This window comes from Enterobacter sp. DVT3837, assembly GCF_056238685.1.
Window position 1 is genome coordinate 1,314,419 of sequence record NZ_JBWDLA010000002.1, and the last position, 23,744, is coordinate 1,338,162.

Genomic DNA, 23,744 nt, shown 5'->3' on the forward strand with positions numbered 1-23,744 from the left:
CCCACCGGCCTGTTGAGGAACCTGTAAAACGGAAAGGCTCATTGAAGCCGTATATTTTCTGGAGGTTCATCAGGCGCGGAACTCATCAAGGCGCGGGAATAAAATCCCATTCAGACGCCGGATAGATTCAAGCAAGCCAACTTGTCGTCAAAATCGGTGTTGCAAAAACGGGAGTGACCATAGATTCCGTTTATATCGTTATACGCTAGTAAATGTAGCTTATGAATCAGTGACAAGGATTGGCGATTCCAGTGGTTTACCGTAGAATGTCCGCCCTCATTACGAGTCACCAAGGTGGTTACACACAAACCCCGCTTCAGTCTGCTGCCTGAGGCGTCTATATGGGACAGCGCAAAAATTGAATACACAATCCCGTTCACGTTCACCGCTGGTGCAACTGGAACGAATTCGTAAGAGTTTTGATGGTAAAGAGGTCATTTCAGAGCTCAACCTGACCATCAATGACGGTGAGTTCCTCACGCTGCTTGGCCCCTCTGGCTGCGGCAAGACAACCGTACTACGCCTTATTGCCGGGCTGGAAAATGTCGATAGCGGCACAATCCATCTTGAAAACCAGGATATTACCCAGGTCCCCGCTGAAGATCGTCACGTTAACACCGTCTTTCAGAGCTATGCGCTTTTCCCGCATATGACCGTGTTCGAGAACGTGGCATTTGGTTTGCGCATGCAAAAAACGCCGGCCGGCGAAATCCCTCCGCGTGTCACTGACGCGCTGCGTATGGTGCAACTGGAAGAGTTCGCACAGCGTAAGCCCCATCAACTTTCCGGCGGTCAGCAGCAGCGTGTGGCCATCGCCCGCGCCGTGGTGAATAAACCGCGTCTGCTCCTGCTGGATGAGTCTCTTTCAGCACTGGATTACAAATTACGCAAGCAGATGCAGAACGAGCTTAAAGCCCTGCAGCGCAAGCTTGGCATCACCTTTGTGTTCGTGACCCACGACCAGGAAGAGGCGCTGACCATGTCGGACCGTATTGTGGTCATGCGCGACGGCAAAATCGAACAGGACGGTACCCCACGCGAAATCTACGAAGAGCCGAAAAATCTGTTTGTCGCCAGCTTCATTGGTGAGATCAATATCTTCAATGCCACGGTGATTGAACGTCTGGACGACCAGCGCGTGCGCGCCAGTGTTGAAGGTCGCGAGTGCAATATCACGGTGAATTTCCCCGTCGAAAAGGGACAAAAACTCAACGTTCTGCTGCGGCCGGAAGATCTGCGTGTCGATGAAATTCACGGTAATACGGAGGCTGAGGGGCTTATCGGATATATCCGCGAGCGGAACTATAAAGGGATGACGCTGGAATCCGTCGTCGAACTGGAGAACGGCAAAATGGTGATGGTCAGCGAGTTCTTTAATGAGGATGACCCTGACTTCGACCACTCTCTCGACCAGAAAATGGTTATCAACTGGGTAGAAAGCTGGGAGGTTGTACTGGCTGATGAAGAACACAAGTAAATTCCAGAATGTGGTGATTGCCACTATCGTCGGTTGGCTTGTGTTATTTGTCTTTTTACCCAACCTGATGATCATTGCCACCAGCTTCCTGACCCGTGACGATACAAACTTCGTTTCGCTGGTCTTTACGCTGGAAAACTACGCGCGCCTGCTCGATCCGCTCTATTTTGACGTGCTTCTTCATTCACTCAATATGGCGCTGTTCGCCACCGTTGCCTGTCTGGTGCTCGGTTATCCATTTGCGTGGTTTCTGGCGCATCTGCCGCAAAAGGTCCGCCCGGTGCTGCTATTTTTACTGATAGTGCCTTTCTGGACCAACTCGCTCATTCGCATCTACGGGCTGAAAATCTTCCTGAGTACTAAAGGCTATCTCAACGAGTTTCTGTTGTGGCTGGGGGTGATTGATACGCCAATGCGCATCATGTTTACGCCGGGCGCAGTGATCGTTGGACTGGTCTATATCCTGCTGCCGTTTATGGTCATGCCGCTCTACTCCAGCATTGAAAAGCTGGATAAACCCCTGCTTGAAGCGGCTAAAGATTTGGGTGCCAATAAACTGCAGACCTTTACCCGCATTATCATTCCGCTGACCATGCCCGGCATTATCGCGGGCAGTCTGCTGGTGATGTTGCCGGCGATGGGGCTATTTTACGTTTCTGACCTGATGGGCGGAGCGAAAAACCTGCTGATTGGTAACGTCATTAAAAGCCAGTTCCTCAACATCCGTGACTGGCCGTTCGGCTCGGCCACCAGCATTACCCTGACGGTGGTAATGGGCCTGATGCTGCTGATTTACTGGCGCGCTTCAAGGCTGCTGAACAAGAAGGTAGAACTCGAATGATCGGTCGACTGCTTCGCGGCGGTTTTATGACCGCCATTTACGCTTACCTTTATATCCCGATTATCATTTTGATCGTGAACTCGTTTAACAGCTCGCGCTTCGGGATTAACTGGCAGGGGTTTACCACCAACTGGTACAGCCTGCTGATGAACAACGACAGCCTGCTGCAGGCCGCTCAGCACTCGCTGACGATGGCGATTTTCTCCGCCACCTTCGCGACGCTGATTGGCTCCCTTACCGCCGTGGCGCTCTACCGCTATCGCTTTCGCGGCAAACCGTTCGTCAGCGGCATGCTATTTGTGGTGATGATGTCACCCGATATCGTCATGGCGATTTCGCTACTGGTGCTGTTTATGCTGCTGGGCGTTCAGCTTGGCTTCTGGTCACTGCTGTTTTCCCATATCACCTTCTGTCTGCCTTTTGTGGTGGTGACCGTCTTTGCGCGCCTGAAAGGTTTTGACGTGCGCATGCTGGAGGCGGCGAAAGATCTGGGCGCCAGCGAGATGACCATCCTGCGCAAAATCATCCTGCCGCTGGCGATGCCCGCCGTGGCGGCTGGATGGCTGCTCAGCTTTACCCTGTCGATGGATGACGTTGTCGTCTCCTCCTTTGTGACCGGGCCGAGCTATGAAATTCTGCCGTTGAAAATCTATTCGATGGTAAAAGTCGGCGTTTCACCTGAGGTGAACGCGCTGGCGACCATTCTGCTGGTGTTTTCGCTGGTTCTGGTGATCGCCAGCCAGGTTATTGCTCGTGATAAAACAAAATCTCAGGGGACAATGAAATGAAAAAAATGCTCGCCGCTGCGGCGCTGGTGCTTGGCATGGGTGCGGCACACGCTGATGACAGCAAAACGCTCTACTTCTATAACTGGACCGAATATGTGCCGCCGGGCCTGCTGGAACAGTTCACCAAAGAGACGGGCATCAAGGTTATCTACTCGACCTACGAATCGAATGAAACCATGTACGCCAAGCTCAAAACCTACAAAGACGGCGCGTACGATCTGGTGGTTCCTTCCACCTACTTTGTCGATAAAATGCGCAAAGAGGGCATGATCCAGAAGATCGATAAAACGAAGCTAACCAATTTTTCAAACCTCGATCCTGAGATGCTCAACAAGCCGTTCGACCCAAATAACGACTACTCCATTCCATATATCTGGGGAGCAACTGCGATTGGCGTTAACAGCGAGGCCGTCGATCCGAAATCGGTGACTAGCTGGGCCGATCTGTGGAAACCGGAGTATAAAGGTAGCCTGTTGTTAACCGACGACGCACGCGAGGTATTCCAGGTTGCGCTCCGCAAGTTGGGCTACTCTGGCAACACGACGGATCCAAAAGAGATTGAAGCGGCGTATACCGAGCTGAAAAAGCTGATGCCTAACGTGGCGGCCTTCAACTCTGATAACCCGGCAAACCCGTATATGGAAGGTGAAGTGAACCTGGGCATGGTCTGGAACGGCTCAGCGTATGTCGCCCGCCAGGCCGGTACGCCGCTTGAGGTGGTCTGGCCGAAAGAAGGTGGTATCTTCTGGATGGATAGTCTCGCAATTCCTGCCAATGCGAAAAACGTGGATGGTGCTCTGAAGCTGATTAACTTCCTGCTGCGCCCGGACGTGGCTAAACAGGTTGCTGAGACGATTGGCTATCCGACACCCAACCTGGCTGCGCGCAAACTGCTCAGCCCGGCTGTGGCGAACGATAAATCGCTTTATCCGGATGCCCAAACCATCAGCAAAGGTGAATGGCAAAACGATGTCGGTGACGCCAGCCGCCTTTACGAGGAGTACTACCAGAGATTGAAAGCGGGCAGATAAACACACCGCGTTCTTCGTCACGCCGTCTGTACGGCGTGAGGAAGCGTTTAACTCACGGCATTCTCCCCCGCCCAGAGTGTTGCCCTTCGCATTGCCTCGACCACATCCTCATCTGACAGCCCAAGCGCCTGACGAACCCTTGTCGCATCGTCCCACCGCTGCTGCTCATAATAACGGCAAAGCGTAACCATATCCGATAACTGCCCTTCATGATGGCACAGCGCATTGCTCACACTCTGTGGCACCGCGATTTGCTTCATCAACTCAGCCATCGGCAGTTCAAGGAGGGTATCAAGCAGTGAAAACAGACCGCACATGAAGGCATTTTCAGCCAGCGTCGGTTCGTTCATCTTCTCTGCAATCAGTTCACAGAACTTTCCGCGCATCATGCTCAACGGGTAAAGCTCGCTGACGGTATCATTCCCCGCACTCGCCAGGACCACGACGGCAACAAACCGCCTGAGCTGGTTTTCCCCGAGATATCTGAGCACTTCACTCAGGGTTAACTTACTGAAATTACAGGCGCCGACATGTTTAAATGCGGTGTGCTTCATATAGCGCATGATTTTATACGACAAGGTGAGATCGGTTTTTATCAACGACTCGATGATCCGAAAATCAGGTTTATTGCGTCCCACTTCCATTTGCAGACGGAAAATAGCCAGCTGATTTTGCGATAATCTTTTATATTTAATCACCTCCGGACGGCAGAAAAAATATCCCTGAAAAAGAGAAAAACCTTCATCCCGGTATAGTTTGAATTCCTCTTTAGTCTCAATTTTTTCAGCGAGATATTTAATATGTCCGGTCAGGTGTTTACGTTCATTCAGATACTGTTTAATTTGCGCTAAGGAATAATTTCTGACATCGAATTTCAGTATTGATATATAGGGTAAAAAAGCATCCCACTCCGGAGCAAGGGTGAAATCATCAAGTGCGAAGTGGTATCCGTGCGCATGCATTTCCCTGACGGCCAGCAATAACTCTTCCCCTGGAACAGCATCTTCCAGGATCTCGATGACCACTTTCTCTTTATCAAGCGCCTCTCCACTGCGGTCAATGACCATCCTGGAAGGAAAATTAATAAACGACACATGCGCCCCGGCGATGCGCTGAGAGGGCACACATAAAAACTGGTCGGATATCATTCTGGAGGTGGCATATTCCGCCGACACATCCGGAAAACGGTTTGTCATCCCATCTCTGAAAAGCAGCTCATAAGCTACCGTATTCATATCAGGATTAAAAATGGGTTGTCGCGCGATAAATCCGTACATATCCCATCCTCCTCTACAACTTTATATTTATTAGCATCCTCTTTCTACACGACGATAACGAGCATTATCGAGTACTATTTTGATTGAATGCACAAAATAAAAGCATCCACACTAACTAACAGGATTTGAAATCCTGAAATTTAAATTAAATATACCTGGTACTCTACAGAAAGGAGGCGATATATCCGATAAGTAATGTGTGCCTGCCCGACATGCACAACATTACGGGAGATGAGAATGAAAGACGCCATAGTCCGAAAACAAAAAATGAGAGTCAAGACGTTGATGCTATTGTCCATTTTCCTCACCGTGACGGTGGGCTTTACCGCAACGATCGGGTTTATGATGTGGCAGTGGATGGCACAGCAAGACATTCTCGCCAAAAAACATATCCGACAAATTGCCGAAGTGCAGTCTTTGCAGGTCAGCAAACAGCTGGATTCCGCCCTGTCAGCCGCCCGGGATATGGGCAACAGCGCTCTGGCGCTGCACGAGGCGGGCGTAACCGATCGTCAGAGCCTCAATCAGTTGCTCACCCATTATCTCTCGGCTCACCCACAGTTTCTCTCCATGTCGATGGCCTTTGAACCCAACGCTTTCGACGACAAAGACGCCACTTTTGCCGGGCAGAGCGGTGAAGACCCTGCCGGGCGTTACGCCCGCTACGTCGACCGCGACGCCACCGGCAAACCCGCATTGCACTTGCTGACGGATTTCGAATCGCCGGGCAGCGGCGATTATTATTTGCTGCCGAAGCAACGGCATAAAGATGTGATCATCGAACCCTATATTTATCCCTACAACGGCGTGGACGTGATGCTTACCTCGATTGCCGCGCCCATCATGCGTGATGGTCAGTTCCTGGGATCAGTCACCTCTGACTTCTCGCTTGCCACGCTGCAGTCGATGATCGGGGCGATTAAACCGTGGAACGGCACTGGTTATGCCCTGCTCCTCTCCGCGGGTAATAACGTGGTTTCCAGTCCGGACAAACGTGCCACAGGCAAGCCTTACGCGGGCAAGATTGCCGGTAATGACGTCATCCGGGCGGACGATCCGCTACTGAAAGAAGAAGTGTTTATCACCTGGCAGGACATTGTTATCGGCAACAGTCAGACACCGTGGAAACTGGCTATTGTCACACCGGTCAGCGAAGTGATGGCCGAAGCAAGGGCATTTTTACTGAAAGCTATCATCCTGATGGTGTTAAGCATCGTTGCCGTCAGTCTGGTGATGGCACAGATATTTACCCGTAAAGTTGACCGTCCGGTTGGAGGCGAACCGTCAGATGCCGCGGGGATCGCCCTGGCTGTTGCCCGAGGGGATCTGAACAATACCATCCCGGTTCGTCCCGGGGATACCAGCAGTATTTTTTACGCGCTCCACACTATGCAGATGCAGCTCAAGCGCATCGTCGACAATATCAGCGAAGCCAGCCATTCCGTACACGGCGGCACCAGCGAAATTTCGGCGGGTAATCTTGATCTCGCTTCACGTACCGAAGAACAGGCGGCAGCGATTGTTGAAACAGCCGCCAGCATGGAAGAGATTTCGGTCACGGTGAAGAACAATGCCGATAATGCGCATAAGGCGACAACGTTGACCGACCGCGCCGCCACGCTCGCCGGGCACGGGGAAACACTGGTGAACGACGTGGTCGTTGTAATTGGAGAGATTGATGAGAGCGCACGTAAGATCGGCGAGATTAACAGCATCGTCGATGGCATTGCTTTCCAGACCAATATCCTGGCGCTGAATGCTGCCGTTGAAGCGGCCCGGGCTGGCGAACAGGGGCGCGGTTTTGCGGTAGTGGCAGGTGAAGTCCGCAATCTTGCCCAGCGCAGCGCTAACGCGGCTAAAGAGATCTCTCAGCTGATCGCCGAGTCGTCAGGTCGCGTCAGCAAAGGCGTTGAGCTGGTCAATGAGACGGGGGTCATGATGAAACAGGTCATTGAGGCCGTATCGCATGTCCATCTGGTGATCAACGATATGGTTCAGGCCCTGGACGAGCAGAATCGGGGAATTAGCCAGGTGAGCACTGCCGTCAATCAAATGGACAGTACGACCCAGCAGAATGCTTCTCTGGTTCAGCAAATCTCTGCGGCTGCCCTCTCGCTGGACGAACAGGCTAAGTCGCTGGAGAAAACGCTGGCGTTCTTTAATTCATAACAAAAAGGCACCCGGAAACGGGTGCCTTTTTGGATTACAGCCCTTTCAGCAGCTTGTCGACAAATTCCGGTACGACCGTACTTGCCAGGCCATAGTGCTTCTCTTCAAACTCGCTTCCCACCTGGCTTGGCTCCAGGTTCAGTTCGACCGTATGCGCGCCATGCAGCCGCGCCTCGTGAACAAACCCCGCAGCCGGGTAGACATGGCCTGACGTGCCAATAGCGATAAACACATCTGCCATCGCCAACGCACTGTAGATCTCATCCATCCCCAGCGGCATCTCACCAAACCAGACCACATGCGGACGCAGCCGCGCGGGGAACTGACAGCAGTGGCATTTATCCTCTGGCAGCACGTCCTCTTTCCAGTCCAGCACCTGACCGCTCCAGGCACAGCGAACTTTCAGCAGCTCACCGTGCATATGGATGATGTTGTGGTTACCGGCCCGCTCATGCAGGTTGTCGATATTCTGCGTAATCAGCAGAAAGCGATCGCCCAGCGCCTCTTCCAGCTTCGCCAGCGCCAGATGCGCCGCGTTCGGCGCAATCTCTGGCTGCTGAAGCTGGCGACGGCGGGCGTTGTAAAACGCCTGCACGAGATCCGGGTCGCGGGCAAAGCCTTCCGGCGTGGCCACATCCTCCACGCGGTGCTCTTCCCACAGCCCGTCCGCCGCGCGGAAGGTTCGAATTCCTGACTCGGCGGAGATCCCCGCGCCAGTCAGCACCACCACTCTGGGTTTATCCATCGCTTCTGGCATCATTCTGTCTCTGAAAAAGATCCGCTGGCGCAAGCGCTCACGTAAGCGGCGTTTGTTTTTGCGAAAACGGCTGAGTCGACCCTGGCGACGCGACAGCATAGAAACCTCGTAAACTAATCGGTGAGATGAAGGAATGCGGCTCCGCGCATGCCTCCTGCGTCCCCGTGTCGCGCGCGTTCAATACGCGGCACGCGGGCAACCGGCAATAAATGTCGGGGCAAACGCCCGGACAACCGTTCCGTAATCGCGGTAAAGTTTGAAAGCCCTCCCCCGATCACCAGCAGGTCCGGGTCGACGATGGTGAGAATGTTTCCCAGACACACCGCCAGCAGATCCAGATAGCGCTCAACGTGCTCACGCGCCTGCGCATCCCCTTGCTCCCACAGGGTAATGATTTGAGGAGCTTCAAGTTTCTGATGATAGAAGTGTTCGTAAAGCCATGCAAACCCGCGGCCTGACAGGTAGTTCTCAATACAGCCGTGCTGACCGCAGCCGCAACGGGTCAGCGGGAAATCACGCCCCACCACATCAAGCGCATCCACCGGCAGACGGATATGGCCGAACTCGCCTGTGATGTAGCTGCGCCCGGTGATGGGCTTACCGTTGAAAATGATCCCACCACCAACGCCGGTGCCGAGGATCAGCCCCATCACCAGGGGATACTGTGTAAATTCTTCGTCCCAGGCTTCCGAGAGCGCAAAGCAGTTGGCATCATTGTCTAAACGCACGTCGCGTTCAAGGAGAGCAGAGAGATCGGCGCGCAGCGGTTTACCGCTGGCGGCAGGCACGTTGGCCGCGTAAAGCGTACCGTCGTCGGTTTCGGGCATGCCCGGAATACCAATGCCGACGCTGCCTTTCACGCCGAAACGTTCATCCGCCTGCGCCACCAGCGCGGCAATGGCGGTTAAAAATTCGTCGTAGCTTTTGCGCTGCGTGGGAACGCGGGTTTCCCACTGCAGTTTGAGATCTTTATCAAACACGCCGAGCGCAATCTTGGTGCCGCCAATATCAAATCCATAATACATAATGCATTCCTCTTTCTGACATAGCGGCCTCAAAACCGCTACATCATGACGTAATTACTGGCCACTTAGTACCCTCGCCGGATCAATTCGGCTTGCGCGACGCGCCGGATACCAGCTTGCCAGCAGACTCAGTAAAAGTGCTGTCACCAGCACATAAAAAACGTCCAGCCAGTGCAGTTCAGACGGCAGGAAGTCAATAAAATAGATATCACCCGACAGGAACTGGTGACCAATAAGTTTTTCAATGCCGTTGATAATCGGCGTAAGTTGCAGAGAAACCACCACACCAATCACCACGCCGCACAGGCTACCGAATAGCCCCGCCAGCAAACCGTACCAGACAAAGATGGCGCGGATAAGACCGTCTTTTGCGCCTAAGGTGCGCAGCACAGCAATATCGCCACTCTTGTCTTTGACCGCCATCACCAGCGTCGAGACAATGTTAAAGCACGCGACACCAATCACCAGCACCATCGCCAGGTACATAATGGCTCGGATCATCTGGATATCACGGTACATATACCCGTAAGTGCCGATCCAGCTTTTGATGTAGACATAGTTATTGGTCACACCGCCTGCGTCACGTACCAGTTTGTTGGCGTTAAAGACGTCGTTAACCTTAATGGCAATGCCCGTCACGCTGTCGCCCATATCGAGATACTGACGCGCATCTTCCATCGGCACCATCGCAAAGCTGTGGTCAAGCTGGCCGCTCAGCTGAAGAATACCGGTGACATGAAGACGCACGCGTTTAGCCTGCTGCAGTTTGTGGTCGGCACTGGCGTTCGGGATCATGATTGACACCCAGTCGCCCTGCTTCACTTTCAGAGCATCGGCAACGCCTTTACCCATGATTATCTGCTGCTCACCGGCCTTAAAGTTCGCCCATGCGCCGTTCTGTACATACTTCGGCAGTGCGCTCAGACGCTCCTCCTGCGCCGGGTTCACCCCTTTCACCTGAATGGCGCGCAGGTTTACCCCGCTCTCCACCAGCCCGGTAAAGTTAATGTAGGGGGCGGCGGCGGCAATGCCCGGCACTTTTTCCACTTTGGTCAGGGCATCGCTCCAGTTGTTCCACGGCTGGTTAACCGGCTCGATCTCCCCGTGCGGTACCACCGCCAGAATGCGGTTGTTGAGTTCGCGCTCAAAGCCGTTCATGGCGCTCAGCCCCACAATCAGCACGGCGACACCCAGCGCAATGCCCACGGTGGAAATCACCGAAATAAGCGATACCATGCCACCGCGACGGCGACCGCGGCTAAAACGTAGCCCAATGAGTAACGATAACGGTGAAGCCATTACTCCGCTCCCATCAGGGTCAGCTCGGCGTTCAGATGACCGTCACGCATCTCAAGCTGGCGTCCCATGCGTTTTGCCAGCTGCAGGTCGTGGGTCACCACCAGAAATGCGGTGCCCTGCGAGGCGTTCAGCTCGCCCAGAAGCTGGAAAATACTGTCCGCATTGCGCGCGTCCAGGTTACCGGTAGGCTCATCCGCCAGCACCAGACGCGGGTTGTTGACCAGCGCACGGGCAATCGCCACGCGCTGGCGCTCGCCGCCGGAAAGCTCAGAGGGACGATGGTTACCGCGATGGCCCAGCCCTACCGCTTTCAGCATGTCGCTGGCGCGGGCGTTAATTTCTGCCGGTTTCTTTTTGCCAATCAGCAGCGGCATCGCCACGTTTTCCAGCGCCGTGAAGTCCGGCAGCAGGTGATGGAACTGGTAGATAAAACCGAGCTCACGGTTACGTAACTCGGCCTTCGCCGCTGAGGACATTTTGCTCATCGGCTTGCCGGAGAAAATCACGTCTCCGCTGGTTGGGGTATCCAGCCCGCCCAAGAGGTGTAATAAGGTACTTTTGCCGGAACCAGAGCTACCGACAATCGCCATCATCTCGCCTTCTCCCACGCTAAAGCTCACATTGTGCAGCACGTCAGTCTGCACAGTGCCTTCCTGATAGCGTTTGGACAGGTTGTCGCATTGCAACAGGATCTTATTCATAACGTAAAGCCTCAGCGGGTTGAGTGGCGGCAGCGCGCCAGGAAGGATAAAGCGTAGAAAGCAGCGCAATCGCCATCGCGGCCAGCGCAATTCCGATCACCTGTAGTGGCTCAATCGCCACAGGCAGCGCCGCACCATCGAGCAACGCACCGATGATCGGCATTAAGTTGTTAAGCTGGCTGGCAAGCAGTGCACCCAGCACTGCCCCAAGCAGCGCGCCGATAATCCCGGCGCTAGCACCCTGTACCATAAAGACCGCCATGATCTGGCGCGGCGTGAGTCCCTGGGTTTGCAGAATAGCGACTTCACCCTGTTTCTCCATCACCATCAGTCCCAGTGAGGTAATGATGTTAAACGCGGCAACGGCCACGATCAGGCTCAGCAGCAGCCCCATCATATTTTTTTCCATGCGTACGGCCTGGAACAGTTCGCCTTTACGCTCACGCCAGTCCTGCCATTTGGTCCCTTCCGGCAGTTTTTGCTGGCTGAGGGTATCAACTTTCAACGGTGCGTCGAGCCACAGGCGCCAGCCGGTAATATTCCCTGCCGGGTAGCGCATCAGGCGCGAAGCGTCCTGGATATTAACCAGCATCTGGTAACCATCGACTTCGCTGTTGGCGGCAAAGGTACCAATCACGTTGAACAGGCGCTGGCTTGGCAAGCGCCCCATTGGCGTGAACTGGCTGGCAGACGGCACCATCACACGCAGCTGATCGCCGCGGTTGACGCCAAGCTGCCCGGCAAGCTGTTCGCCCAGAATCACGTTGTATTTACCCGCTTCCAGATCGGTCTGTTTTACGTTAACCAGATACGGCGTCAGCGGATCGTTTTGCGCCGGGTCAATCCCCAGCATCACGCCGACCGCCACGCTGCGGGCGCTTTGCAGCACCACATCGCCTGTGGTTAACGGCGCAACGCGCGTGACACCCTGTAACTTCGCCGCGCTTTCCGGCAGCTGTTGCGGGTTAACCGAACCGTTGGTTGATGAGAGAACGGCCTGCGGCATCAGCCCCAGGATGTTGTTTTGCAGCTCGCGTTCAAAGCCATTCATGACGGACAGTACCGTCACCAGAGCCATCACGCCAAGCGTAATGCCAATAGTCGAAAGCCAGGAGACAAAGCGACCGAAGCGGTCCGCGGCGCGCCCACGCATGTAACGTAAGCCTATGAAGAGTGCGACAGGTTGGTACATGAAATCCGTCTGTTTGCTGATAGCAGACCCACGAGTATATAAGCGAATCCGCTAAGCGTAAATGACTGAAACAGTAAGCTTTGGTAATCATTTTTCCGAAAAATTCAGATAAATCAGAGTGCTATTGTCTGAATACTCGCCTTATAACCTCCACCTTTTCCGAAAAAGCTCCTGATACAGACTGTTACCCGTTACATCCAGGCGTCGTTTAACAACAATTGCTCGTTCGTTTATGGCAATAAGGTAGTGGCGAACAATGAAGCAAAAAGCATTATGGATTAACCAGATAAAAGGGCTGTGTATCTGCCTGGTGGTTATTTACCATTCGGTTATCACGTTTTATCCGCATCTGATCGGGCTGCAACACCCGCTCTCCGGCCTTCTCGCCAAATGCTGGGTCTATTTTAACCTCTATCTCGCTCCGTTCCGAATGCCGGTCTTCTTCTTTATCTCCGGCTATCTGATCCGTCGTTATATTGCTGAGGTGGACTGGCGAACCAGTCTCGACAAACGGATCTGGAGCATTGTCTGGGTCCTGGCGCTGTGGGGCATCCTGCAATGGCAGGCGCTGACCCATATGAATGCCTGGCTGGCACCCGAGCGTGAACTCGCCACATCATCGAATGCGGCCTACGCCGACTCGCTCTCAGGATTTGTGCTGGGGATGCTCACCGCCAGCACCAGCCTCTGGTATCTGTATGCTCTGGTGGTGTACTTCACGCTGTGTAAACTGCTGAGCCGATGGAAGCTGCCGGTACTGGGGCTGCTGGCGCTGGCAAGTATCGCGATCAACTTCCTGCCGCTACCGTGGTGGGGGATGAACAGCGTGGTACGCAACATGATCTACTACAGCCTCGGGGCGTGGTATGGCGCAGAGATGATGGCGTGGATGAAAAGCCTCAACCTGCGCCGCATCTGGCTGGCAACTGGCGCTTTCGCCGCCGTCTCCGTGGTGCTGTGGTTTGCTAACGTCCCGCTACTGCTCTCTGTGTTGTCGATTGTGTTGATCATGAAGCTTTTTTATAACCTTGAGCAGCGTTATGCCGTGCATCCTGACAACTTGCTGAACGTGATTGGCTCAAACACGATCGCGATTTATACCACCCACCGCATCTTAATCGAGGCCTTTAGCCTGTTCCTGATTGGCGAGATGAATAGTGCCTTGTGGCCGGTCTGGGCGGAGTTGGGTCTGCTTCTGATCTACCCGTTTGCCAGCCTGCTTATCTGTACACTTGCCGGGCTCGGGGTGCGTAAACTCTCCACCGCGCTGTTCGGGGACGTTTTCTTCTCCCCTCCGTCAACGCTGAGCCTGTCGCCATCCTCCCGTTGATGGCTCTCTTCGCCCCTGCTGGGGCGAATTTTCCCCCTGTGCGGTTCTGGTTTGCTTATACAAAACGATCGAGGATAATAAAGACATTGCGTATCAGTGATATGCCCCAATACTGTTGGTATATCCATAAGAGACTCTGACATAGCCATGCCTGAACACTATCGTTATTCCTTGCCTGTCAAAGCGGGTGACCAGCGCCAGCTGGGTGAACTCACGGGCGCGGCGTGCGCCACGCTGGTAGCGGAAATCGCTGAGCGTCATCCTGGCCCGGTAATTCTGGTTGCCCCGGACATGCAAAACGCCCTGCGTCTGCACGACGAAATTCGCCAGTTCACCGATAGCCTGGTGTTCAGCCTGGCCGACTGGGAAACGCTGCCCTATGACAGCTTCTCCCCACATCAGGAGATCATCTCCTCGCGTTTGTCGACGCTGTATCAACTCCCGACCATGCAGCGTGGCGTGCTGATTGTACCGGTGAATACCCTGATGCAGCGCGTCTGTCCGCACAGCTATCTGCACGGTCACGCGCTGGTGATGAAAAAAGGTCAGCGCCTGTCCCGCGACACCCTGCGCGTGCAGCTGGACAGCGCCGGATATCGCCATGTTGATCAGGTGATGGAACACGGAGAATACGCCACGCGCGGTGCGTTACTCGATCTCTATCCAATGGGGAGTGACCAACCGTATCGCCTGGACTTTTTCGATGATGAAATCGACAGCCTGCGCGTGTTTGACGCTGACACGCAGCGTACGCTGGAAGAAGTGGAATCTATCAATTTACTGCCCGCCCACGAGTTCCCGACGGACAAAACCGCTATCGAACTGTTCCGCAGCCAGTGGCGCGATAAATTCGACGTCAAACGCGATGCCGAACATATTTATCAGCAGGTCAGCAAAGGTACGCTGCCCGCAGGTATTGAGTACTGGCAACCGCTGTTCTTCAATGAACCCCTGCCTCCGCTGTTTAGCTACTTCCCGGCAAATACGCTGATTGTTAACACCGGAGATATCGACGCCAGCGCCAGCCGCTTTGAAAACGAAACCCGCGCCCGCTTTGAAAGCCGCGGCGTTGACCCGATGCGCCCGCTGTTGCCCCCGGAGGCGCTCTGGCTGCGAACCGATGAACTCAACGCCGAGCTGAAGCGTTGGCCGCGTATGCAGCTTAAAACCGATTCGCTTGCCGCCAAAGCCGCCAATACCAACCTCGCGTTTCAGACGTTGCCAGATCTGGCCGTTCAGGCGCAGCAGAAATCACCGCTGGATAATCTGCGGAAGTTTCTGGAATCCTTTACCGGCCCGGTGGTGTTCTCGGTTGAAAGTGAAGGCCGTCGCGAAGCACTCGGGGAGCTGCTGGGGCGCATTAAAGTGGCGCCGAAGCGTATCCTGCGTCTGAGCGAAGCCACCGGAAACGGTCGTTATCTGATGATTGGCGCCGCCGAACATGGGTTTATTGATACGCTCAATAACCTGGCGCTGATTTGTGAAAGCGACCTGCTGGGTGAGCGCGTCGCACGTCGCCGTCAGGACAGCCGTCGTACCATCAACCCGGACACGCTGATTCGCAACCTGGCCGAGCTACACCCGGGCCAGCCGATTGTTCACCTGGAGCATGGCGTCGGGCGTTACCAGGGAATGACCACGCTAGAAGCAGGCGGTATCAAAGGTGAATACCTGATGCTGACCTACGCGAACGACGCCAAACTGTATGTTCCGGTCTCTTCCCTGCATCTGATCAGCCGCTACGCGGGTGGCGCAGAAGAGAATGCGCCATTGCATAAGCTGGGTGGCGATGCCTGGGCACGCGCGCGCCAGAAAGCAGCGGAAAAAGTGCGTGACGTGGCGGCTGAGCTGCTGGATATCTATGCACAACGCGCGGCCAAAGAGGGCTTCGCCTTTAAACATGATAAAGAACAGTATCAACTGTTCTGCGACAGCTTCCCGTTTGAAACCACGCCAGATCAGGCCCAGGCCATTAACGCCGTGCTGAGCGACATGTGTCAGCCACTGGCAATGGACCGCTTAGTCTGTGGCGACGTAGGCTTCGGCAAAACCGAAGTGGCGATGCGCGCCGCCTTCCTTGCGGTTGAAAACAACAAGCAGGTAGCGGTACTGGTGCCAACCACCCTGCTCGCTCAGCAGCACTTCGACAACTTCCGCGACCGTTTCGCCAACTGGCCGGTACGTATTGAGATGCTCTCGCGTTTTCGCAGCACCAAAGAGCAGACGCAGATCCTCGAACAGGCAAGTGAAGGCAAAATCGATATTCTGATCGGCACCCACAAGCTGCTGCAAAGCGACGTGAAGTGGAAAGACCTGGGGCTGCTGATCGTCGATGAAGAGCACCGCTTTGGGGTACGTCATAAAGAGCGCATCAAAGCGATGCGTGCCGATGTCGATATCCTCACCCTGACCGCAACGCCAATCCCGCGAACCCTGAACATGGCGATGAGCGGCATGCGCGACCTGTCCATTATTGCCACCCCACCGGCGCGTCGTCTGGCGGTGAAAACCTTTGTCCGCGAGTACGATAATCTGGTGGTACGTGAGGCGATTCTGCGTGAAGTACTGCGCGGAGGTCAGGTCTATTACTTATACAATGATGTGGAAAATATCCAGAAAGCGGCGGACAGGCTGGCGGAGCTGGTACCGGAAGCGCGCATTGCTATCGGTCACGGGCAGATGCGTGAGCGCGAGCTGGAAAGGGTGATGAACGACTTCCACCACCAGCGCTTTAACGTCCTGGTGTGTACCACCATCATTGAAACCGGGATCGATATTCCGACGGCGAATACCATCATCATCGAACGAGCCGATCACTTTGGTCTGGCGCAACTCCACCAGCTGCGCGGCCGCGTCGGGCGTTCACACCATCAGGCCTACGCCTGGTTGTTAACGCCGCATCCGAAAGCGATGACCACCGATGCCCAAAAGCGTCTGGAAGCGATCGCCTCCCTGGAAGATCTTGGCGCAGGCTTTGCGCTGGCAACACACGACCTGGAGATCCGTGGTGCCGGCGAACTGCTGGGTGAAGACCAGAGCGGCTCCATGGAGACCATCGGCTTCTCCCTGTATATGGAATTGCTGGAAAACGCGGTCGATGCCCTGAAGGCCGGACGCGAGCCGTCGCTGGAAGATCTCACCAGCCAGCAGACCGAGGTTGAATTGCGTATGCCTTCCCTGCTGCCGGATGATTTCATTCCGGATGTAAATACCCGGCTGTCGTTCTATAAACGCATCGCCAGTGCGAAGAGTGAGAACGAACTGGAAGAGATTAAGGTTGAGCTGATCGACCGCTTCGGCCTGCTGCCAGACCCTGCGAGAAATCTGCTGGACATCGCACGCCTGCGTCAGCAGGCGCAGAAGCTCGGTATTCGGAAGCTCGAAGGGAATGAAAAAGGTGGCGTGATTGAATTTGCCGAGAAGAACCACGTCAACCCGATGTGGCTGATCGGTCTGCTGCAAAAGCAGCCGCAACATTTCCGTCTGGATGGTCCAACGCGCCTGAAATTTACCCAGGAGCTAACGGAACGCAAAACCCGCATGGATTGGGTGCGTCACTTTATGCGTCAACTGGAAGAGAACGCGATCGCTTAACCCATTCTCCCCCTCTAGCGGGGGGAGAATTTACAAACACTTTGCACTTCACCCGATCTTCCCGACACACCCATTCGCCATAATTATCATTAACGCCTTATAAAACAATAACCTTAATATTTATATGGATTATGGTAATGATGACCTCTTCGCGTTTTACTCGCTGGATAACATTGTTTGCGCTGGCAGCCACCGTCGCGGTTGCGCTTCCTGCCCGTGCAAACACCTGGCCACTTCCACCACCGGGCAGCAAGGTCGTGGGGGAAAACCGCTTTCATGTGGTTGAAAACAATGGTGGCTCGCTGGAAGCGATTGCCAAAAAATATAACGTCGGTTTTCTGGCGCTTCTTCAGGCGAACCCTGGCGTGGACCCTTATGTACCGCGTGCGGGCAGCGTACTCACCATCCCGTTGCAAACAATCCTGCCGGACGCCCCGCGCGAGGGGATCGTCATAAATCTGGCAGAATTACGTCTCTATTATTACCCACCGGGTAAGAATGAAGTTACTGTCTACCCTATCGGTATTGGTCAGTTGGGCGGTGATACCCTGACGCCAACGATGGTTACCACAGTATCAGATAAGCGCGCTAACCCAACCTGGACACCCACGGCTAATATTCGTGCCCGTTATAAAGCACAGGGCATCGACCTTCCGGTTGTTGTCCCGGCAGGACCTGACAACCCAATGGGTCACCACGCGATTCGCCTGGCGGCTTACGGTGGTGTCTATCTGTTGCATGGAACGAATGCAGACTTTGGCATCGGCATGCGCGTCAGCTCCGGCTGTATTCGTCTGCGTGATGACGATATCAAGACGCTTTTCAACGTCATCACACCGGGAACCAAGGTGAATATTATCAATACGCCGATTAAAGTCTCGGAAGAGCCGGGTGGCGTGCGACTGGTAGAAGTTCACCAGCCATTATCGAAAAACATCGGCGATGACCCGCAGACATTGCCCATTAACCTGAATGCCGCAATGGTAAGTTTTAAAACGAATACCAGCACCGATGGCGTAGTCATGGAGCGCGCAATGGAGGCCCGGTCGGGAATGCCAACCGATGTCACCCGACATCACAACGTCGCTTCACAGGCGATGTAAACGCACAGATAAGAAAAACGCCCTGCTCATGCAGGGCGTTTTTTTATTGCAGTGGCATAAATGAGGGTTCAGCCGGGCTTATTTGTAGATAACAGCAGTGCCGTGCAGCGTGTTAGGACCGGTAACAGAGGTGATGCGGTAAGATTTTGCACCCATCTCTTGTGCTTTTTGCGCCAGCTGATCTTCCAGGGAGCCCAGGTTAGTACCGGCAGACGCAGAGATAGTGCCAACTTTATGCTGATCTACAGGGGTGGATTGCACCTGTACAGCTGCAAAGCTTGCGAATGAAAGTGAACTCAGGACTGCGGCAGCGATGAGGGTTTTTACGTTTTTCATGATGTTTACCTTTAGCAGATGAATTTGGAGGTCGTTAATCATTTAGTTAACGATCGATAGGTAAATGATAAGTGTGATCCAGGTCACGCGTCAACATAATTTTATAACGAGCATTAACTTATTTTTAAAGTCGTTATTTTTCATACGCATATGATTAATTTATTTTTAAGCATTCTGCACTGGTGGTGGGTTGCGTTTATTTTTATAATGGTCATTCACCAAACCAACAGAGGACCAACGGCAAATGACAACCGATGTCACGAGTTGTGCGAAGAAAAGCCGTGGCCGACCAAAAGTGTTTGACAGGGATGCAGCGCTTGATAAGGCCATGACTCTCTTCTGGCAACATGGGTATGAAGCTACTTCGCTCTCCGATCTGGTAGAAGCTACCGGAGCCAAAGCGCCGACGCTGTATGCCGAATTTACCAATAAAGAGGGGCTGTTCAGGGCAGTGCTGGACAGATACATTTCGCGCTTTGCAGCGAAGCACGAAGCCCAACTTTTTTGTGAAGAGAAAAGCGTTGAACAGGCGCTACGGGACTTTTTCACTACCGTCGCCACTTGCTTCACCAGTAAAGATACGCCTGCGGGCTGCTTTATGATTAACACCTCTGCCACCCTTGCGGCGTCCTCTAAAGAGATCGCTAAAACGGTGAAGTCGCGTCATGCCATGCAGGAGGAGACGCTAAGTGCGTTTCTGGCACAGCGTCAGCAGCGTGGTGAAATTCCCGCGCATTGCAATCCACAGATACTGGCGCAATACCTGAGCTGTATTTTGCAGGGGATGTCGATAAGCGCACGTGAAGGCGCAACGCTGGAAAAACTGCAGAGTATTACCGACACCACCCTACGACTGTGGCCTGAACTACTCAAAATCTGAAGCAAAAAAAAAGCTCCTCAGCCTGAGCGCATGAGGAGCTAAATTCAGAGAACATCTTTTTTACACTTTGTTATTCAGAACCAGCTGACCATTTCCATCCAGTGGAATTTGTGTGCCAGGATCTTTATCCATGCGGATTTTGCCCTGCTGATCGCCAATTTTGTACGTCACGTCATAACCCAGCATTTTTTCCGACTTGTCATAGACGGTTTTACAGCGTTGCTGAGTCGTAGTGTAGGTATCATTATCCTGCATCGCGCCTTGCACCTGGTTACCGGCATAGCCGCCGCCCAGCGCGCCGACCACGGTCGCCACATCTTTACCCCGACCACCACCAAACTGGTGACCAATCACGCCCCCCGCTACCGCACCCAGAACAGAACCGGCAATGCGGTTTTCATCCTGTACCGGACGACGGTGCGTCACGGAGACGTTGCGGCACTCCTGACGAGGGGTTTTCACGGTTTCTTTAATCGGTGTAGCAGAAACCACCTGTGCATACTGCGGGCCGCGATCTAATACGTTGAGACTGGCAACGGCAGCCACACCTAACGCAGCCGCGACGCCAATCCCTATACCCGCCAACATTGATTTATTCACGGGACTTCCTCCTTTGTTGCTATTGGTAACAATTTTGCAATGGAGACAAGGCTTCGCCAATAAGATAAAGGATCAAAAAAGGGGCGTTGAGAGGAGATATATTGTATTTAGGAGAACTCTTAAGCACTCAATCTATGATGAGCAGCATGATATGCTAAAAACTCCCTCCGGAGGACCCGGAGGGCGTGAAAGATTAGTGCAGCTTAAGACGCGGACGGATCACACGGTTGATTCTGCCCACCAGCATCATCAGCCCGGTTTTGAAGTAGCCGTGCAGCGCAATCTGGTGCATACGGTACAGGGAGATATACACGAAGCGGGCAATGCGCCCTTCTACCATCATTGAGCCACGCATCAGGTTGCCCATCAGGCTGCCGACGGTAGAGAAGTTTGACAGCGATACCAGAGAACCGTGGTCTTTATAGACATAGCCTTTCAATGGCTTGCCTTTGTACTGCGCCAGAATGTTGTGCAGCACCAGGCTTGCCATCTGGTGAGCAGCCTGGGCGCGCGGCGGCACGAATCCACCTTCAGGACGCGCGCAGGAAGCACAGTCACCGATAGCAAAAATTTCAGGATCACGTGTAGTTTGCAGCGTCGGCTCCGTCACCAGCTGGTTAATGCGGTTCGTTTCCAGGCCGCCGATATCTTTCATAAAGTCAGGTGCTTTGATACCCGCTGCCCAGACCATCAGATCCGCTTTGATGTATTCGCCGTCCTTGGTGTGCAAGCCACCTTCGTCTGCGCTGGTCACCATCGTCTGCGTCAGCACCCGCACGCCCAGTTTGGTGAGCTCATTGTGCGCCGCACCGGAAATACGTGGCGGCAGCGCAGGCAGAATGCGCTCACCGGCTTCAACCAGCGTGACGTTCAGCGCTTCGTTGGTTAACCCTTTGTAACCGTAGCTGTGCAGCTGTTTCACCGCATTGTGCAGTTCCGCAGACAGCTCTACGCCCGTCGCACCACCGCCGACAATGGCGATATTAACTTTACCGTTCGCACCCAAATTGCTGGTGTACTTCAGGAACAGGTTCAGCATTTCCTGATGGAAACGACGCGCCTGGTGCGGGTTATCGAGGAAAATACAGTGCTCTTTCACGCCTGGCGTGTTGAAGTCGTTGGAGGTACTACCCAGCGCCATGACCAGCGTGTCATACGCCAGTTTACGCTCAGGAACCAGCAGCTCCCCTTTTTCATCGCGCAGCTCTGCCAGGGTGATGGTTTTGCTTTCACGGTTGATATCCACCACCGAGCCCAGCTGGAACTGGAAATGATGGTTGCGCGCGTGCGCCAGATAGCTGAGCGCATCTACACCCTCATCCAGAGAACCGGTTGCCACTTCGTGCAGCAACGGTTTCCACAGGTGGCTGTGGTTACGATCTACCAGCGTAATTTTGGCTTTTTTACCGCGACCCAGCTTCTTGCCCAGCTGTGTAGCCAGCTCCAGCCCGCCAGCACCACCGCCTACAATCACTATCTTTTTCAATGGCGTAGTCAACGTGACCCCCTCAAATTATTAACCAATTGTTAATTAAAAGTTATAAAAATAACCCTTAATTAACAACAGGTTACAGCACTGAAACCATTCAGGTGCATTGAGAATACCACGTCAGGCGCATTGGTCATACCAAAATTGATATGCATCAAGTTTTGATGGCTTAAAAGTAGACAATTCTGGTCAAAAAGAAAGCCCGGTACGCTTTCGCGGCCGGGCTTTGGTGCCTGCGGATGAGAGGTTAACCCAGCGTTTTAAACGCTTTGATACGCTGCAGGTGCGGTGAGATGTTTTTGAATTTGTGCGTCTGTTCTTCGTCCCAGACAATTTCATAGTAATGATGCAGCAGTTCAGCAGCCCGATGGCTGTTGAGCGCCTCATCTTTACGTGAAAGGATCACCAGACAGCGGTCGCGGTTTTTCTCACGAAAATTGCTGACGCACTTGGTCGCAATATCGACGTACTCTTCCGGACGGTCAATTTTGCCTTCCATGTTCTCGTTCGGGAAAAGGTTAGGATTGAACACCACCTGGCGGATGTCGCACAGGAAGCCAATGCGTTCCGCCCAGTAGCCGCCCAGTCCTACACCGCAAATCAACGGACGGTCATCGACGTTGAGCTGCAACATCTTGTCCACTTCTTTGAGAAGATGTTGCATATCATGCTTCGGATGGCGCGTGCTGTAACTGATCAGCCGAACATCCGGATCAATAAACTGCAGTTGCAACACCTTCTCATGATTACCTGGGCTGTTTGAGTCAAAACCGTGTAAATAGATGATCATTGTCTTCTCACCACGCTACGCCTTCCGGGAGGGTTTACAGGCTGGCTTTATGTGCCTGCCAGCGCTCATTCAGGTCTTCAAGCCGGGCGTTGACCGCCTTCCAGCGGGCCGAATCCATCAACTCCTGACGACTAAATGAACCTTTATGATACAATTGTGTAACACGCTGTGCATTGATCGGCGACAGGTTATCCAGCACGCTAACGGCACCTTTACGATTATTGCAGACCAGGATCATATCGCAACCTGCATCCAGCGACACCTGACCGCGTTCCGCATAGCTGCCCATAATCGCGGCCCCTTCCATCGACAAGTCGTCTGAGAAAATCACGCCATTGAACCCCAACTCCTGACGCAGAACGGTTTTCAGCCAGTGCGGGGAGCCGCTGGCAGGACGCGGGTCGACGTCGCTGTAAATCACGTGCGCTGGCATAATGGCATCCAGCTTGTTATCAGTGATAAGCGAGCGGAACACCGACATATCTTTGGCTCGAATTTCCGCTTCCGGGCGCGGATCGCGCGGAGTTTCTTTGTGCGAGTCCGCGGTCACTGCACCGTGGCCCGGGAAGTGTTTCCCGGTGGTTTTCATTCCCGCATCGTGCATGCCGTCGATAAACCGGGTCGCCATCGCCAGCGCAATACGTGGATCTTCATGATATGAGCGTTCACCAATGGCAGCGCTGATATGTCCCACGTCCAGAACCGGGGCAAAACTAATGTCGATATCCATGGCAATCATTTCACTGGCCATCAGCCAGCCAGCTTCCTGCGCCAGTTTTCCCCCCTCATCTGTACCCAGCAGCGCAGCAAAAGACTGGGCTGCTGGCAGACGGGTAAAACCTTCGCGAAAACGCTGCACGCGTCCACCTTCCTGATCGACGGCCACCACCAGATGATTGCGTGATGCGTCGCGGATCTGACGCACCAGTTCACGCAGCTGTGCCGGATCGTGATAGTTGCGGGTAAACAGGATCAGACCACCCACCTGCGGATGCGCCAGAATCTCACGCTCTTCCGCATCCAGTTCAAACCCTTCTACATCCAACATGACTGGACCCACACCAA

The 23,744-nt window shown here is 53.8% G+C and carries 20 protein-coding genes; 9 read left to right on the forward strand and 11 right to left on the reverse strand.

Features of this window, described 5'->3' with window-relative positions; translation table 11 throughout:
- The first annotated feature begins 328 nt into the window (after positions 1–328).
- The 4 genes from potA to potD are packed head-to-tail and all read left to right on the forward strand — an operon-like array spanning position 329 to position 4,137.
- Positions 329–1,477 (forward strand): spermidine/putrescine ABC transporter ATP-binding protein PotA, encoded by a 1,149-nt coding sequence (potA, locus tag AC0XWG_RS21325; protein WP_176691069.1) that lies wholly within the window; start codon positions 329–331, stop codon positions 1,475–1,477.
- Entirely contained in the window at positions 1,461–2,318 is an 858-nt protein-coding gene (potB, locus tag AC0XWG_RS21330) for a spermidine/putrescine ABC transporter permease PotB (protein ID WP_049007869.1), read from the forward strand. Before potA ends, potB begins: the two co-directional genes overlap by 17 nt.
- Complete coding sequence (gene potC / locus AC0XWG_RS21335; RefSeq protein WP_014169603.1) at positions 2,315–3,106, forward strand: spermidine/putrescine ABC transporter permease PotC; 792 nt, start codon at positions 2,315–2,317, stop codon at positions 3,104–3,106. Before potB ends, potC begins: the two co-directional genes overlap by 4 nt.
- The gene (potD, locus tag AC0XWG_RS21340; protein ID WP_475681037.1) at positions 3,103–4,137 is read left to right on the forward strand and encodes a spermidine/putrescine ABC transporter substrate-binding protein PotD; all 1,035 of its coding nucleotides are present in this window, start codon (positions 3,103–3,105) and stop codon (positions 4,135–4,137) included. The genes potC and potD overlap by 4 nt, the downstream gene beginning before the upstream one ends.
- 47 nt (positions 4,138–4,184) lie before the next feature.
- Here the strand turns inward: potD and AC0XWG_RS21345 are convergent, their stop codons facing one another.
- Positions 4,185–5,414: an EAL and HDOD domain-containing protein gene (locus tag AC0XWG_RS21345; protein WP_028019023.1), complete on the reverse strand. Its 1,230-nt coding sequence runs from the start codon at positions 5,412–5,414 to the stop codon at positions 4,185–4,187.
- 237 nt (positions 5,415–5,651) lie between these two features.
- Between AC0XWG_RS21345 and AC0XWG_RS21350 the strand changes: the two genes are divergently transcribed.
- Positions 5,652–7,583, forward strand: a complete 1,932-nt coding sequence (locus AC0XWG_RS21350; protein ID WP_257246966.1) for a methyl-accepting chemotaxis protein — start codon at positions 5,652–5,654, stop codon at positions 7,581–7,583.
- A 34-nt stretch (positions 7,584–7,617) separates the two neighbouring features.
- Here AC0XWG_RS21350 and cobB read toward each other — a convergent pair whose 3' ends face one another.
- The 5 genes from cobB to lolC are packed head-to-tail and all read right to left on the reverse strand — an operon-like array spanning position 7,618 to position 12,557.
- Entirely contained in the window at positions 7,618–8,439 is an 822-nt protein-coding gene (cobB, locus tag AC0XWG_RS21355) for a Sir2 family NAD+-dependent deacetylase (RefSeq protein WP_028019025.1), read from the reverse strand.
- A gap of 14 nt (positions 8,440–8,453) precedes the next feature.
- Complete coding sequence (gene nagK / locus AC0XWG_RS21360; RefSeq protein ID WP_475681038.1) at positions 8,454–9,365, reverse strand: N-acetylglucosamine kinase; 912 nt, start codon at positions 9,363–9,365, stop codon at positions 8,454–8,456.
- Positions 9,366–9,419: 54 nt separating this feature from the next.
- Positions 9,420–10,664 carry a lipoprotein-releasing ABC transporter permease subunit LolE gene (gene lolE / locus AC0XWG_RS21365; protein WP_475681039.1) on the reverse strand — a complete coding sequence of 415 codons (1,245 nt, stop codon included), beginning with the start codon at positions 10,662–10,664 and terminating at the stop codon, positions 9,420–9,422.
- Complete coding sequence (gene lolD, locus AC0XWG_RS21370) at positions 10,664–11,365, reverse strand: lipoprotein-releasing ABC transporter ATP-binding protein LolD (RefSeq protein ID WP_028019028.1); 702 nt, start codon at positions 11,363–11,365, stop codon at positions 10,664–10,666. Before lolD ends, lolE begins: the two co-directional genes overlap by 1 nt.
- Positions 11,358–12,557: a lipoprotein-releasing ABC transporter permease subunit LolC gene (gene lolC / locus AC0XWG_RS21375; RefSeq protein ID WP_028019029.1), complete on the reverse strand. Its 1,200-nt coding sequence runs from the start codon at positions 12,555–12,557 to the stop codon at positions 11,358–11,360. Before lolC ends, lolD begins: the two co-directional genes overlap by 8 nt.
- A 256-nt stretch (positions 12,558–12,813) precedes the next feature.
- On the opposite strand from lolC, the gene AC0XWG_RS21380 reads away from it, so the two are divergent.
- The 3 genes from AC0XWG_RS21380 to ldtC all read left to right on the forward strand — a co-directional run bounded on the left by AC0XWG_RS21380 (position 12,814) and on the right by ldtC (position 18,584).
- A complete protein-coding gene (locus AC0XWG_RS21380; RefSeq protein ID WP_128348414.1) occupies positions 12,814–13,887 on the forward strand; it encodes an acyltransferase family protein in 1,074 nt (357 codons plus the stop codon).
- 147 nt (positions 13,888–14,034) lie between these two features.
- Positions 14,035–17,481 carry a transcription-repair coupling factor gene (gene mfd, locus AC0XWG_RS21385; RefSeq protein WP_128348413.1) on the forward strand — a complete coding sequence of 1,149 codons (3,447 nt, stop codon included), beginning with the start codon at positions 14,035–14,037 and terminating at the stop codon, positions 17,479–17,481.
- Positions 17,482–17,618: 137 nt separating this feature from the next.
- Positions 17,619–18,584, forward strand: coding sequence for a L,D-transpeptidase LdtC (gene ldtC, locus AC0XWG_RS21390; protein WP_128348412.1), 966 nt, complete (start codon positions 17,619–17,621; stop codon positions 18,582–18,584).
- Between the two features lie 78 nt (positions 18,585–18,662).
- On the opposite strand, the gene bhsA is transcribed toward ldtC, so the two are convergent.
- The gene (gene bhsA / locus AC0XWG_RS21395; protein WP_008500777.1) at positions 18,663–18,920 is read right to left on the reverse strand and encodes a multiple stress resistance protein BhsA; all 258 of its coding nucleotides are present in this window, start codon (positions 18,918–18,920) and stop codon (positions 18,663–18,665) included.
- A gap of 244 nt (positions 18,921–19,164) precedes the next feature.
- On the opposite strand from bhsA, the gene AC0XWG_RS21400 reads away from it, so the two are divergent.
- On the forward strand, positions 19,165–19,800 hold the full coding sequence (locus AC0XWG_RS21400; RefSeq protein WP_028019033.1) for a TetR/AcrR family transcriptional regulator: 636 nt from the start codon (positions 19,165–19,167) through the stop codon (positions 19,798–19,800).
- A 60-nt stretch (positions 19,801–19,860) separates the two neighbouring features.
- Here the strand turns inward: AC0XWG_RS21400 and AC0XWG_RS21405 are convergent, their stop codons facing one another.
- The 4 genes from AC0XWG_RS21405 to nagZ all read right to left on the reverse strand — a co-directional run bounded on the left by AC0XWG_RS21405 (position 19,861) and on the right by nagZ (position 23,739).
- A complete protein-coding gene (locus AC0XWG_RS21405; protein ID WP_008500779.1) occupies positions 19,861–20,400 on the reverse strand; it encodes a glycine zipper 2TM domain-containing protein in 540 nt (179 codons plus the stop codon).
- A 193-nt stretch (positions 20,401–20,593) separates the two neighbouring features.
- Positions 20,594–21,898, reverse strand: coding sequence for an NAD(P)/FAD-dependent oxidoreductase (locus AC0XWG_RS21410; protein ID WP_028019034.1), 1,305 nt, complete (start codon positions 21,896–21,898; stop codon positions 20,594–20,596).
- 238 nt (positions 21,899–22,136) lie between these two features.
- Positions 22,137–22,679: an alpha/beta hydrolase YcfP gene (gene ycfP, locus AC0XWG_RS21415; protein ID WP_028019035.1), complete on the reverse strand. Its 543-nt coding sequence runs from the start codon at positions 22,677–22,679 to the stop codon at positions 22,137–22,139.
- A 34-nt stretch (positions 22,680–22,713) separates the two neighbouring features.
- Positions 22,714–23,739: a beta-N-acetylhexosaminidase gene (nagZ, locus tag AC0XWG_RS21420; protein ID WP_128348411.1), complete on the reverse strand. Its 1,026-nt coding sequence runs from the start codon at positions 23,737–23,739 to the stop codon at positions 22,714–22,716.
- Positions 23,740–23,744 lie beyond the last annotated feature (5 nt).